Source organism: Kushneria sp. Sum13 (assembly GCF_052692355.1).
The window spans coordinates 2355977-2370074 of sequence record NZ_CP199847.1; the positions used below are offsets into that span (position 1 = coordinate 2355977).

A 14098-nucleotide genomic window follows, 5' to 3' on the forward strand; every position below is an offset into this window, starting at 1 on the left:
GCCAATACGGTATATCTGCGATTTCGCCTGACGCCATCGTGATCCGCCAGCCGTATCCTGAAACATGTTTAACGCTGTCATATCACCAGCACTTGCCCCGTCATCAGCAACCATACCGCCATGACACCGCCCGTATCGGCGTCATGACAGGCAGGCATCAATAGCGGGCAGGTTGTCTGGCGACACGTTCAAGCCCCCAGCCCCGGGTATTCACTCCGGACTCGAGGCGATCAGCCATTTTATCCGGTAATTCGCTGAAAAAATTAAATCCTGTGCGCGCCTCGATCTCATCGACGCTGACCAGAAAACGGTCGAGCGGCTCATCGCCCCGGACACTTTGGGGCACGATAAAGGCAATCATTTTTGGCGGCGTACTGGCATTTCCCGGCGCCACGACAATCTTGTAAAAGGCATCCGGAATTTCGATAAACGATGACATTCGCTTGATGTCATCATCGAAGATGGGGCCTGTGGTCACCCAGAGCGTGCCAAATCGGTCAGCGAATTCATCGATCACTACCTCTTCCAGCCGCTGCCATACACGCCGGTTGAGGTCGGGCCTTTGCGGCGAAATGTTGCTCATCTGAAAGGTATCGAGCTGCGCCTGACGACCATACACCGCAGCAATGGCGTAATTGGGCGCCTGATGACCGCGGTCATAACCACTGCCGGTATAATCATCGCTGGTCACCGGCCAAAGCGTGCGCCAGTCATCACTGAAATGCCCCGGACGCGCGCCGATGGCGGGATGATTTACCCGGTTGAGGCGATAAACGGTCCATAAGGGATTGGCCCGCAGATCCGACCAGCCTGTCAGGAATCCATCGCTGCGCAGCGTGCGGTTAAGCGTTTTCCAGTCATACCAGATTTCAGCCTGGGGCGTGCCCATCCAGCTCATCTGCTCCCAGTACGTGCGCTCCTGGTAATACCACAGCCCATACATGACCGCCGTTGCCAAAAGCCCGGCACCACTCATGCGCCGCAAGCGCTTTAAAAGTCCCGGACGTCGCCGCGCCATATCCATCCCCTGCCACTGTATGTTCAAAAGCCACTGGATGTTCAAAAATCACTGCATTTTCAACCGTGACCGTATGCTCGAAAACGGCCCTTCCGGGCGGCGGCGAGTATACCGCAGTCAATGACAGGCTGCTGATACGACTAAAAAAAACGAGCCCCGAGGCTCGTCATGAAAAACACTGCACTCCAGTCACGCAAGTGAACGTTTATCCGCCAGTCTGTGGCCAGTCGTGGCGGTCCACCACGTCACCGTTTTCGACCACCTCCAGCACGATGGGAAATCCCCACAGCTGATGGAGATAATGCATGACCGGCGAAAGCGCATCATCCAGCGGTCGTCGCTGCGTTCGCTCATGGCGCAGCACCAGTGACCGGTCGCCGTGAATATTGGCGGCCCAGACCTGAATATCAGGCTCCCTGTGCCCCAGTGAGTACTGCAATGACAGCGCCTCGCGAATTCGCTTGTAGCCACGATCATCATGAATGGCCGAAATCTCGATCATGTCATCCTGATCATCATCAAGTAGCGCAAAGAGCTTCATGTCTCGCATCACCTTTGGGGACAGAAACTGCTGAATGAACGATTCGTCCTTGAAGTTGTGCATGGCAAAATGCACGGTATCGAGCCAGTCGCTGCCGGCCATCTCCGGAAACCAGGCCCGATCCTCCTCGGTCGGGGCAGTACAGATGCGCTGAATATCGCTGAACATGGCAAATCCCAGCGCGTAAGGGTTAATGCCGTTATACCAGGGGCTGTCAAAGCCCGGCTGCGCCACCACCGCCGTATGCGACTGGAGAAACTCCAGCATCACGCCCTCATCAATCAGTTTTTCATCGTAGAGACGGTGCATGATGTTGTAGTGCCAGAAAGTGGCCCACCCCTCATTCATGACCTGTGTCTGACGCTGCGGGTAAAAATACTGCGCCAGCTTGCGCACGATGCGCACGATCTCGCGCTGCCATGGCGCCAGCAGGGGCGCATTCTTCTCGATGAAGTAGAGCAGGTTCTCCTGAGGCTCTGACGGGTAGCGTGAAGGCTTGTCGAGGCCTTGCGCCTCACCATCGGCATTTCGGCCATCGGCCGCGCGCAACTGTGGAATGGTGCTCCAGAGCGTGTTGATCTGCTGCTGCAGATAGCCTTCCCGCTCCTGCTGACGGCGTGCCTCCTCCTCCGCCGATATGGCAGAAGGCCGCTTGTAGCGATCCACACCCTGATTTTGCAGCGCATGACAGGCATCAAGCAGCTGTTCGACGGCCTCGACACCATGGCGCTCCTCACACTCGCTGACATAGCGACGGGCAAAGACCAGATAGTCCACGATGGCAGAGGCGTCGGTCCAGGCGCGGAAGAGATAGTTGCCCTTGAAAAACGAATTGTGGCCATGACAGGCATGCGCTATGACCAGAATCTGCATCATCAGGGTATTTTCTTCCATCAGATAGGCGATGCAGGGATCGGAGTTGATCACCAGTTCATAGGCCAGTCCCATCTGACCGCGTTTATAGGCCTGTTCGACGGACAAAAACTGTTTGCCAAATGACCAGTGGCTATACCCCACCGGCATGCCGATGCTGGAGTAGGCATCCATCATCTGTTCGGAGGTGATGATCTCGATCTGGTTAGGATAGGTATCCAGACGGAATTCACCGGCAATACGGGCAATCTCTCGCTCGTAATGTTCAAGGTCATCAAAGGACCAGTCAGACCCCTGCCCCAGAAAGTCTTCATCATGAATCGGCTTGTAGGATGTGCTCATGAGCGAGCCTCCTGGCTGCCCTGGCGGCTTTTGAAGAGTTCACGAAAGACCGGATAGATATCGCCGGGCTGAACGATCTGACGCATGGCAAACCGTTCGGGATAGCGGTCCTGTACGCGCGTGTACTCCTCCCAGAGGGCCTGGTGAGCATGCGGGGTGATTTCGACATAGGCGTAATACTGAAGCCTGGGCATCAGGGCGTCCGAGAGGATCTGACGGCACTGCACGGAGTCATCATCCCAGTTGTCGCCATCACTGGCCTGGGCCACATACAGATTCCACTGTGCCGGCGGATAGCGCGCCTCGATGATCTCATCGAGCAGATGCAGCGCACTGGAGACAATGGTGCCCCCCGTTTCACGGGAATAGAAAAAGGCTTCTTCATCGACTTCGCGTGCGGAGGTATGGTGGCGAATGAACACCAGCTCGACCCGCTCATAGTCCCGCTCGAGGAACAGATAAAGCAGCAGAAAAAAGCGCTTGGCGATGTCCTTGTGGTTCTGGGTCATGGACCCCGAAACATCCATGACACAGAACATGACCGCCTTGTTGGAAGGCTGCGGCTGGTCGGTGATATGGTTGTAGCGAAGATCATAGGTATCAATGAAGGGGACGGCTTCGATACGCTTCTCCAGCCGTTCGATCTCTTCCTTGAGTTCACGTATGCGCCCGGGATGGCGCAAAACGGGATCCTTGCGCTCTTCTTCCTCCAGCGCTTTTTGTGCCTCCAGCAGGGCTCGCCGGATGGGCGCACGCATGGCAATGCGGCGGGCCTGCGCCTCGCGCATCGAACGCACGATGTTCATGCGGGCAGGCACCCCCTGTCGGGAGAGCCCCGCCCGCACGGGCCGACTTTCTGCCATATCGGCCAGCTGCTTGCGCTCCAGATGCGGCAATTCAAGGCCATCAAAGATGAAGCTCAGAAATTCGTCTCGGGACAGCGTAAAGGCAAACTCGTCGACCCCTTCGCCCTGATTGGAGGCGGATCCTTCGCCGCTTCCTCCACCGCCACCGCTGCCGTGAGGGCGACGCATTCGATCCCCTTCGGCAAATTCGCGGTTACCGGGACTGACCACCGTGCGCCGTCCGCCCTTGCCATGACGGAACACGGGCTCGGAAATGTCCCGGCCCGGAATACTGACTTTCTCGCCGCGCTCCATGTCGGTGATCGAGCGCCGATTGACCGAATCCTCCACGGCGCGCTTGATATGCTTTTGATAGCGTTTTAAAAAGCGCTGCCGGTTGACCGCACTCTTGTGGCGGGCATTGCTGCGCCGATCGATGAAATAGCTCACGTCACCACCTCCTGCAGACCGATCAGGCCGGCTGCCCCGTATCAGGGTGGGAATGGGCACCGGGGCTGCCGGCGCCACCCGCTTACTGGGACTTGCGCACGCGCAGATACCATTCCGACAGCAAACGCACCTGCTTTTCGGTATAGCCGCGCGCAACCATGCGATCGACAAAATCCTCGTGCTTTCTGCGATCGTCGTTGGAGGCCTTGGCATTGAACGAGATGACAGGCAAAAGCTCTTCGGTGTTGGCAAACATCTTGTGTTCGATCACGCCCTTGAGCTTTTCATAGGACTGCCAGCTGGGGTTGAGCCCCTCGTTTTGTGCCCGTGCTCGCAACACGAAATTGACCACTTCGTGACGAAAATCCTTCGGATTGGAGATGCCGGCCGGCTTTTCGATCTTCTCGAGCTCTTCGTTGAGTGCCTGGCGGTCCAGCAGTTCGCCGGTTTCCGGGTCGCGAAACTCCTGATCCTGAATCCAGAAATCGGCGTAGGTCACGTAACGATCGAAAATGTTCTGACCGTACTCGGAGTAGGACTCCAGATAGGCGGTCTGAATCTCCTTGCCGATGAAGTCGACATAGCGTGGCGCCAGATACTCCTTGATAAAGCGCAGGTAGCGGTCGTGTACCTCACGCGGCAACTGCTCCTGCTCAAGGCGCTGCTCGAGCACATACAGAAGATGTACCGGGTTGGCCGCCACTTCGCTGGAGTCGAAATTGAAGACCTTGGAGAGAATCTTGAAGGCAAAGCGGGTCGACAACCCTTCCATCCCCTCATCTACGCCGGCGCTGTCCCGGTACTCCTGAATCGAGCGTGCGCGAGGGTCGGTATCCTTCAAATTCTGCCCGTCATAGATGCGCATCTTGGAGTAGATGCTGGAGTTTTCCGGCTCCTTGAGCCTTGAAAGCACTGAAAACTGTGCCAGCATCCGCAGCGTATCCGGCGCACAGGGCGCATGGGAGAGTGAGGAGTGCTGCAACAGCTTTTCATAGATTTTCATCTCTTCGGAGACGCGCAGTGAATAAGGCACCTTGACCATGTACACACGGTCCAAAAAGGCCTCATTGTTGCGATTATTGCGAAACTGCTGCCACTCACTTTCATTGGAGTGCGCCAGAATCACCCCGTCGAAGGGAATGGCCCCCATGCCCTCGGTCGGGTTGTAGTTGCCCTCCTGGGTGGCGGTCAGAAGTGGATGCAGCACCTTGATCGGCGCCTTGAACATCTCCACAAACTCCATCAATCCCTGATTGGCACGACATAGCCCGCCCGAGAAGCTGTAGGCGTCCGGATCATCCTGAGAAAAGAGCTCAAGCTTGCGGATATCGACCTTGCCGACCAGCGAGGAGATGTCCTGATTGTTCTCATCTCCCGGCTCGGTCTTGGAGATCGCGATCTGATTGAGTCGTGACGGGTAGACCTTGACGACTCGAAAACGGGAAATATCGCCGCCATATTCGCGCAGCCGCTTGGCCGCCCAGGGCGACATGACACTGCGCATGTAACGCTTTGGAATGTTGTATTCGCTTTCCAGCGTGTCACCGTCCTCATCGGGGCTGAAAAGCCCCAGCGGTGACTCATGCACCGGTGAGCCCTTGATGGCATAAAAGGGAATCTGCTCCATCAGCGCCTTCAAACGCTCGGCAATCGAGGACTTGCCGCCGCCGACCGGACCAAGCAGATAGAGAATCTGCTTGCGCTCTTCAAGCCCCTGAGAGGCGTGGCGGAAATAGGCAACGATCTGCTCGATCGCCTCTTCCATGCCATGAAATTCGGCAAAGGCGGGATAGCGACGGATCAGCTTGTTGGAAAAAATACGGGAAAGGCGGGGGGTTTTGGCCGTATCAATGACTTCCGGCTCACCGATGGCTCTGAGCATGCGCTCGGAAGCGCTGGCGTAGGCCTCCGGGTCCTTGCGACAGAGTTCAAGATACTCCTGAAGACTCATCTCTTCCTGGAGGGTGCGCTCAAAGCGATGCTGCACATGATCAAAAATGCTCATGAACTTCTCCTTGAGTGGCGACGGTGTGTCCTGCCGTACGCACGCTCGTCATTTCCGTGAAATCAATCAGCCACTGCGGCACTCCCGCTTATCGAAGGTTCTTTCTTGCTTATCGAAGGTTCTTTCTCGCTTATGGAAAGCACTGTCAGGCGTTACAACGAGGATGGTTGGTCGTGTTGACCCGGGAACACACCGGATAACACCCCTGCTTGATTCAGGCGATGCGGCATGAGGCGATGCCGCATCGGTGTCAGGAAAGATGTCTTATCAATATCACTGTTGATCGTGTTGTGCCAGTGCCTGGCGAAGGTCAGCCACCAGCGCGTCGATCAGTGTCTCGGATGTGTTCCAGCTACAGACAAAGCGAACACCACCCTCCCCTATAAAGGTATAAAACGTCCATCCGCAATCGCGCAAGTACTGTTGTGCCAGGGCAGGCACTTCAAGAAAGACGCTGTTGGCCTGCACGGGAAACATGACCTCAACACCCTCGATATCACGCACGCCATTGACCAGACGCCTTGCCATGGCATTGGCATGGCGGGCATTGGCAAGCCAGACATCGTTTTCCAGAAGCCCAAGCCAGGGCGCACTGACAAAGCGCATCTTGGAGGCCAGCTGGCCGGCCTGCTTGCAGCGGTATTCAAAATCGCGCGCCAGCTCACGATCGAAAAAGACGATGGCTTCACCGAAGGCCAGACCGTTTTTGGTGCCTGAAAAACACAGGACATCCACGCCGGCCTTCCAGGTCATCTCGGCAGGCGTCACATTCAGCGAGGCGCAGGCGTTGGCAAAGCGAGCGCCATCCATGTGGATTCTGAGATCGTGTTGATCAGCCACCTCACGAATGGCCTGCAGCTCCTCAAGGGAGTAAAGCGTACCCACCTCGGTGGCCTGAGTGATGGACACCACCCTGGGGCGTGGATAGTGAATATCGTTGCGTCGTGTCACGACGCTGGCAATGCCTTCAGGCGTGAGCTTGCCCATGGGCGTATCCACCGGCAAAAGCTTTGAACCATTGGAAAAAAATTCCGGCCCACCGCACTCGTCGGTTTCGATATGCGCCAGCTGATGGCAGATAACACCGTGATAGGACTGGCAAAGGGAAGCCAGAGCCAGAGAATTTGCCGCGGTCCCGTTGAAGACGAAAAATATTTCGCAGTCTGCCTCAAAAAGCGTTCTGAAATGGCTCGATGCGCGCTCGGTCCAGACATCGTTGCCGTAGGCCAGATCATCCTGCTCGTTAGCCTGAAGCAAATAATGCATGGCCTCGGGACAGATGCCCGATGTGTTGTCGCTGGCAAGAAAACGCGGAGAGGCAATGGCAATGTCGCTGGTAGCGACAGTATTGCTGAAACCTGGGATAGTCATGTTGAGGTTGTCCTGCTGATTGTTATCGGCTTGCCGATCGAGGATCACTCGATCCATGGCATGACAGTTCAAGCATGCAGCGCGCAGCAGAGACTGGCAAGCCGGTATCCCGTAAACAACGACCGCATGGCGTTACAGGAGCAATGCGTCATCAGGCAGAACGGAATCAGGCAGACATGACAGTGATCATGCAGGAAGGAAAACAATCAATATTCAAGCGAATGGCGGACTGGACGGGACTTGAACCCGCGACCTCCGGCGTGACAGGCCGGCATTCTAACCAACTGAACTACCAGTCCGCATACACTTGCAACATCAGATCATCTTTGGAAGATGATGGTGGGTGGTACTGGGCTCGAACCAGTGACCCCCAGCTTGTAAGGCTGGTGCTCTTCCAACTGAGCTAACCACCCGATAGTACGACAATTTCGATGGCGGACTGGACGGGACTTGAACCCGCGACCTCCGGCGTGACAGGCCGGCATTCTAACCAACTGAACTACCAGTCCAACGACTATCGAAATATTACTGCACCCAGAGATTTGGCGGACTGGACGGGACTTGAACCCGCGACCTCCGGCGTGACAGGCCGGCATTCTAACCAACTGAACTACCAGTCCGCAACCCTGATTACAGCAACATGACCTTATCAAGAATGATGGTGGGTGGTACTGGGCTCGAACCAGTGACCCCCAGCTTGTAAGGCTGGTGCTCTTCCAACTGAGCTAACCACCCGGGTCATGTGGCGCTGCATTCTACCGATCATTGCAGGAAAGTCAAACACTTCCAGAACAAAAGCGGCAAATTCATGACAGCGGCGTATCGGCATCCTGCGCCATGAGGTTGATCGTATCAATGCGATCCCGCTTCATCAGGCGCTGTTTTTCCTCAAGGCCGTGGAAATCGAACAGGTCACGATCCGCCAGCTGAGAAGGCGCCACATTGGTCAGTGCCTTGAACATGGTATCCACTCGCCCGGGATGCTTGCGCTCCCAGTCTGCCAGCATTTCCTTGACGACCTGGCGCTGCAGGTTTTCCTGACTGCCACACAGATTGCACGGAATGATGGGAAAGGCCATGGCTTCGGAAAAGCGGACAATATCGGCCTCCGAGCAGTAGGCCATCGGACGAATCACGATATTTTTGCCGTCATCGGAGAGCAGCTTGGGCGGCATCGACTTGAGCGAGCCCCCAAAGAACATGTTGAGAAAAAGGGTTTCCAGCATGTCATCACGGTGATGGCCCAGAGCGATCTTGTTGGCCCCGATCTCTTCGGCAAAGCCATAGAGCGTGCCGCGACGCAGCCGTGAACACAGCCCGCAGGTCGTTTTGCCCTCGGGCACCTTCTCCTTGACGATCGAATAGGTATCGCGCTCGACGATGTGATATTCGATGCCCTGTTTTTCCAGATACGCCGGCAGCACATGCTCGGGAAAGCCGGGCTGCTTTTGATCCATATTGACGGCCACCAGTTCGAAATTCACCGGCGCATTGCGCTGAAGATTGCGAAGAATCTCGAGCATGGTGTAGGAATCCTTGCCACCGGAAAGGCACACCATCACCCTGTCGCCCTCGTTGATCATGGCGTAGTCGATAATGGCGTTGCCAACATGGCGGCGAAGGCGCTTTTGAAGCTTGTCTAATTCCCGCTTCTGGCGGGTATTCACGGACTGATCAAGTTCTTGCATGGAGATGACTTCAGATTAATGCGACATTGGCGCTACTTTATCATCGCCGTCTGGTACAGGCGAAGCCCCGGCACGTTATGCGGGGCCTGAAGGGGCGATAGCACGCCGGCAAACACCGGAGCGTTATCGGTATTTCAAGGCTGCCACCATGAAGCAGCCGTTACGCGGATCAGGCAAGGATTTTCACGATGTTCCAGGGCTGGTTACTGCTCACCATCTCGCTGTTATACATCGCCACCCTCTTTGGCATTGCCTGGCGGGGTGACCAGCGTGCCCGAAGGCTCGGGCCGGCAAAGCGGCGACCGCTGGTCTACAGTCTGGCCCTGGCCGTGTACTGCACCTCATGGACCTTCTACGGCAGTGTGGGTCAGGTGGCCAACTCGGGCCTTCAGTACCTCAGCGTTTTTCTGGGCCCCATCCTGGCCTTTTTGCTGTTCTGGCCCATCCTGACCAAGATGATTCGCGTCGCCAAGCGACAAAATATCACCTCGATCGCCGATTTTATTGCATCTCGCTACGGCAAGACCCAGGCACTGGCGGCATTGGCCAGCCTGGTCGCCCTGCTGGGCACCCTTCCCTACCTGGCCCTGCAGCTCAAGGCCATGGCAGCCAGTTTTACAGTGCTGACCGCCAACAATGACATTGTGCGCTCTCCCATTCTCGGCGATACCGCCTTTTATGTGGCCGCGCTCATGGCGCTTTTTGCCATTTTGTTTGGCACACGACACACCGATGCCACCGAGCATCACGAAGGATTGATTCAGGCCATTGCCTTTGAGTCCGTGGTCAAGCTCGGCGCCTTTGTGCTGCTGGGCGCCTTGATCACCTGGGGCGCCTTTGACGGTCTGGGCGAGCTTTCAAGCCGCGCGGTGCATGATCTTTCCGCCGGCAGTCATTTCAGCAGCGCCAGCTTCGGCCAGGGCTTCTGGACCCAGACGCTACTGGCCATGCTGGCCGTGTTCTGCATTCCCCGTCAGTTCCACGTCACCGTGGTTGAAAACACCAGTACCGACGACACCGCCCGAGCCCGCTGGCTTTTTCCGCTGTACCTGGTGGCGGCCGGTTTTTTCGTGCTCCCGCTGGCCGTGGCCGCCCTGACCCTGTTTGAAGGCCAGGGGCTTGATCCGGATACGTGGGTATTGCACCTCGCCATGGCACTCGACCAACCCTGGCTGGTCATGGTCACGTTCATTGGCGGGTTTGCGGCCGCCAGCGGCATGGTCATCATGGCCGCCGTAACCCTGTCCATCATGATCTCCAACGAAGTCGTCATTCCCCTGCTGCTGCGCTTCAAGGGATTTGACGCGCGCCACGGCGATTATGCCCGCTGGGTACTGCGTATCCGCCGTCTGATCATCGTGCTGACGCTGGCGCTGGCCTACGGTTTTTACAAGCTCACCGCCCCTTCCAGCTCGCTGGCAAGCCTTGGGGTACTGTCACTGGCCGCGCTGGCGCAGCTGGCCCCGGCACTGATCGGCGGGCTCTACTGGAAACGAGGCAACCGTCTGGGCGTCAGTCTGGGGCTGCTGCTGGGCTTTCTGATCTGGGCCTATACCCTCCTGCTGCCCACACTGGTACGCACGGGCCTTTTCTCCTTTCCCATCGATGCAGGCCCGATGGGTCTGGAACTGCTCAGCCCCGCCAATCTGCTGGGCCTGTCTCTGGATGACCCCATCACTCAGGGGGTACTGCTGTCGCTGGGCGTGAACCTTTTCTGCTACATCTTTTTCTCCCAGGTCACGCGACAGCGCGTGGTCGAGCGCATTCAGGCATCGCTGTTTGTCGACAGCGTGGCGTCTCACCAGACGCTGATCAATCGCCCATGGGGTGGCACAACGTCGGTGAGTGATCTCAAGTCCCTGTCCCGACGCTTTCTCAACGAAGATCAGGTCGAACGCGCCTTCAATGACTATGGATGGCGCCATCAGCAGCGCCTGGAACCGGGCATGCGCGCGTCGATCGATCTGATCGGTTTTACCGAACGGCTTCTGGCCTCGGCCATCGGGGCCTCTTCGGCGCGCATCGTGATGAACTCGGCCCTTTCGGGGCGGGACGTGTCGATTTCTGATGTCGTCTCCATCGTCGATGAAGCCTCTCAGGTGCTCGAGTTCAACCGATCCCTTTTGCAGGCCACCATCGAGAACATCAATCAGGGCGTGATGGTGGTGGATCACAAGCTGCGCATCGTGGTCTGGAACCAGCGCTATCTGGAGCTGTTTCGCTTTCCTGACCACCTGATTCATGTCGGCGAACCCATCGAGCGCATCTTTTTATATAACGCCGAGCACGGTGAATATGGCCCCGGGGATCCGCAGGAACATGTGCGCCTGTTGATGGACAATATTCGCGGCGGCCAGGCGCATCACTATCAGCGCTATCGACAGGATGACAGCGTGCTCGACATCCATGGCAACCCCATGGTGGGCGGCGGTTTTGTTTACACCTATCAGGATGTGACCGACCAGAAGCGCACCGAAGAGGCGCTGATCCGCTCGGAAAACAACATCCGTATCTATACCGACAATGTGCCGGCGCTGATCGCCTATTTTGACCGCGACTGTCACTACCTCTTTACCAATCGCGCCTATGAAACCGCCATGGAGGTGGATCGACTGCAGGCCATCGGCAAGCGTGCTGAAGACGTCATGACCGCCAGTACATGGAAACTGCGTGCCCCCTGGATGCAGCGGGCACTCGGCGGTGAACGCGTCTCTTGGGAGCTCTCCCTGTTCGACCGTGAAGGCGGGACACGCTATATGCTGGCTACCTATACGCCCCATGTCGGAGAAGCCGGTCGGGTACTGGGCTTTTTCGCGCTGTATCAGGACATTACCGAGCGTCGGCTGGCCGAGATCGCCCTCAAGGAAACCAACGAACATCTCGAGGAGCGCGTGCGTGAGCGAACCCGCGAACTGTCCGAGGTCAACATTGCGCTGCGTCAGGAAAACCGGGTGCGCTCGGAAGCGGAACTGGCGCTGCGGCAGGCCAAGCAGGTTGCCGAAACCGCCAACGCTTCAAAGACACGCTTTCTCGCCGCAGCCAGCCACGACCTGCTCCAGCCGCTCAATGCTGCACGGCTCTTCACTTCGGCACTGACCCAGCGCCTGGCAGAGAGCGAACACCACGACACGCTGGTCCACATCGACAACTCACTTCAGGCGGCAGAGGAGCTGCTGGGCACGCTTCTGGACATCTCCAAGCTGGATGCCGGTGCCCTGACCCCTCGACGTCAGGTGTTTGCCCTCAATGAGATTCTGCGCCCTCTGTATGCGGAGTTTTCGGTCATGGCTCTGGATCGCGGACTGGATCTGGACATGGTCGAAACGGGCACCGTGATCGACAGTGATCCGCAGATGCTCAGACGCATCATTCAGAACTTCCTCTCCAATGCCCTGCGCTATACCCAGCACGGTCGTGTTCTGCTGGGCTGTCGCCGCCGGGGCGAGAATCTATCGATCGAAGTCTGGGATACCGGACCCGGCATTCCGGAGTCACGTCAGTCCGAGATTTTTCAGGAGTTCCGACGGCTGGATCAAAAGTCCCGTCACCGGGAAAGTGAAAAGGGGCTGGGGCTGGGCCTTTCGATCGCCGATCGCATGGCACGGGTACTGGACCATCCCATCACCATTCGATCACGGGAAGGCCACGGCACGGTCTTTGCCCTTGGCGTGCCGCTCAAGCGAGGCGCGGTACTCACCCGTCAGGAAACCCAGGCCGCTCAGAAGAGCGCCGGCAATCGCATTCGCGGTGCACGTATCATCTGTATCGACAATGAGACCATGACGCTTGAAGGCATGAAGGCAATGCTGGAAGGCTGGGAGTGCGAGGTGTTTACGGCCACCTCGATCGGCGGTGCCCGCTCGGTGGTACGCAACATGACCGGCGAGCCCGATATCATTCTGGCCGATTACCATCTGGACAACGAAGTCACAGGACTGATGGCGCTGGAGTCGCTTGCCGAGCGCTTTACCGAAGATGTGCCCGGTATCGTGATCACGGCTGACCGTACTGAAGAGGTGGCAGATCTGATCCGCAGAGCAGGCTATCACCTGCTGAACAAGCCGGTGCGACCGGCGGCCCTGCGCGCACTGCTGACCCGAACCCTTCAGGCCAACCGCCGTGTGAACTGAGCCGACACGCCATCACAAGGCACAAAAAATCCCGGTTCATGCCGGGATTTTTAACGATCGAAATTACGTTCAGTTTTCGACACGTGAAGGTTCTACTTCCAGTTTCTGAGCCGCGATCACCGCCTGCGTTCGCGAATGAACACCCAGCTTGCGTAAAATCGCCGTGACGTGCGCCTTGATGGTCGCCTCGGAAACATTGAGGTCGTAGGCAATCTGCTTGTTCAGCAGGCCCTCGGTCAGCATGTTGAGCACGCGAAACTGCTGCGGCGTCAGTGATGCGATCGCCGCGGCAAACTTGGCTTCTTCCTCGTCGCCGTCTCCAAGATAGTCAGCCATTTCAGGCGGAAGCCATATCTCGCCATCAAGGATGGCACTGATGCCACCGGCGATCGTATCCAGTGACGCCGACTTGGGAATAAAACCGGACGCCCCATAATCAAGAGAGCGACGAACCACCTGCGGCTCTTCACTGCCCGAGATCACTGCCACGGGGATGTCAGGCATCTGTCCGCGCAGCTGAATCAGGCCTGAAAAACCATGTGCACCGGGCATACGCAGATCCAGAAGAATCAGGTCAGCATCAGGATGGCGCGTAACGACCTCGATGGTGGCTTCCATGGTATCGGCTTCAACAATCTCGGCATTGGCCGCTACCTGACGCAATGACTGCGTCAGTGCCGCACGAAACAAGGGGTGATCGTCTGCCACGATAAACTTCTGGGCAAAGGCCATGCAGTTTCCTCCAGGATTCCCCGTATCATTCAGGACGGCCCAGCCCCGGTCAAAACGCGGTCAGCCACGTCATCAGCAGTGCAAGGCCGAGCGTCATCATGCC

At 57.3% G+C, this 14098-nt stretch carries 8 protein-coding genes and 5 tRNA genes; 1 reads left to right on the forward strand and 12 read right to left on the reverse strand.

Going from position 1 to position 14098, the window contains the following annotated elements:
- Positions 1-157: 157 nt before the first annotated feature.
- The 11 genes from ACUN8C_RS11045 to ttcA form a co-directional block, all read right to left on the reverse strand.
- Entirely contained in the window at positions 158-1018 is an 861-nt protein-coding gene (locus ACUN8C_RS11045) for a DNA/RNA non-specific endonuclease (RefSeq protein WP_445619268.1), read from the reverse strand.
- Between the two features lie 205 nt (positions 1019-1223).
- On the reverse strand, positions 1224-2774 hold the full coding sequence (locus ACUN8C_RS11050; RefSeq protein ID WP_445619269.1) for a SpoVR family protein: 1551 nt from the start codon (positions 2772-2774) through the stop codon (positions 1224-1226).
- Complete coding sequence (locus tag ACUN8C_RS11055; RefSeq protein WP_445619270.1) at positions 2771-4069, reverse strand: YeaH/YhbH family protein; 1299 nt, start codon at positions 4067-4069, stop codon at positions 2771-2773. Before ACUN8C_RS11055 ends, ACUN8C_RS11050 begins: the two co-directional genes overlap by 4 nt.
- An 82-nt stretch (positions 4070-4151) precedes the next feature.
- A complete protein-coding gene (locus tag ACUN8C_RS11060; RefSeq protein WP_445619271.1) occupies positions 4152-6074 on the reverse strand; it encodes a PrkA family serine protein kinase in 1923 nt (640 codons plus the stop codon).
- 273 nt (positions 6075-6347) lie between these two features.
- A complete protein-coding gene (locus ACUN8C_RS11065) occupies positions 6348-7445 on the reverse strand; it encodes a threonine aldolase family protein (RefSeq protein ID WP_445619272.1) in 1098 nt (365 codons plus the stop codon).
- A 222-nt stretch (positions 7446-7667) separates the two neighbouring features.
- Positions 7668-7744, reverse strand: a tRNA-Asp gene (locus tag ACUN8C_RS11070).
- A 38-nt stretch (positions 7745-7782) separates the two neighbouring features.
- Positions 7783-7858: transfer RNA gene (locus ACUN8C_RS11075), tRNA-Val, on the reverse strand.
- Between the two features lie 19 nt (positions 7859-7877).
- A tRNA-Asp gene (locus tag ACUN8C_RS11080) sits at positions 7878-7954 on the reverse strand.
- A 34-nt stretch (positions 7955-7988) separates the two neighbouring features.
- Positions 7989-8065: transfer RNA gene (locus ACUN8C_RS11085), tRNA-Asp, on the reverse strand.
- Between the two features lie 39 nt (positions 8066-8104).
- Positions 8105-8180 (reverse strand) — tRNA-Val (locus ACUN8C_RS11090).
- A 71-nt stretch (positions 8181-8251) separates the two neighbouring features.
- Complete coding sequence (ttcA, locus tag ACUN8C_RS11095; RefSeq protein ID WP_445619273.1) at positions 8252-9133, reverse strand: tRNA 2-thiocytidine(32) synthetase TtcA; 882 nt, start codon at positions 9131-9133, stop codon at positions 8252-8254.
- A gap of 188 nt (positions 9134-9321) precedes the next feature.
- Here ttcA and ACUN8C_RS11100 point away from each other — a divergent pair, with 188 nt between their 5' ends.
- Entirely contained in the window at positions 9322-13263 is a 3942-nt protein-coding gene (locus ACUN8C_RS11100) for a hybrid sensor histidine kinase/response regulator (protein WP_445619274.1), read from the forward strand.
- A gap of 69 nt (positions 13264-13332) precedes the next feature.
- Here the strand turns inward: ACUN8C_RS11100 and ACUN8C_RS11105 are convergent, their stop codons facing one another.
- Complete coding sequence (locus ACUN8C_RS11105) at positions 13333-13995, reverse strand: response regulator (RefSeq protein ID WP_086622302.1); 663 nt, start codon at positions 13993-13995, stop codon at positions 13333-13335.
- Positions 13996-14098: the final 103 nt, after the last annotated feature.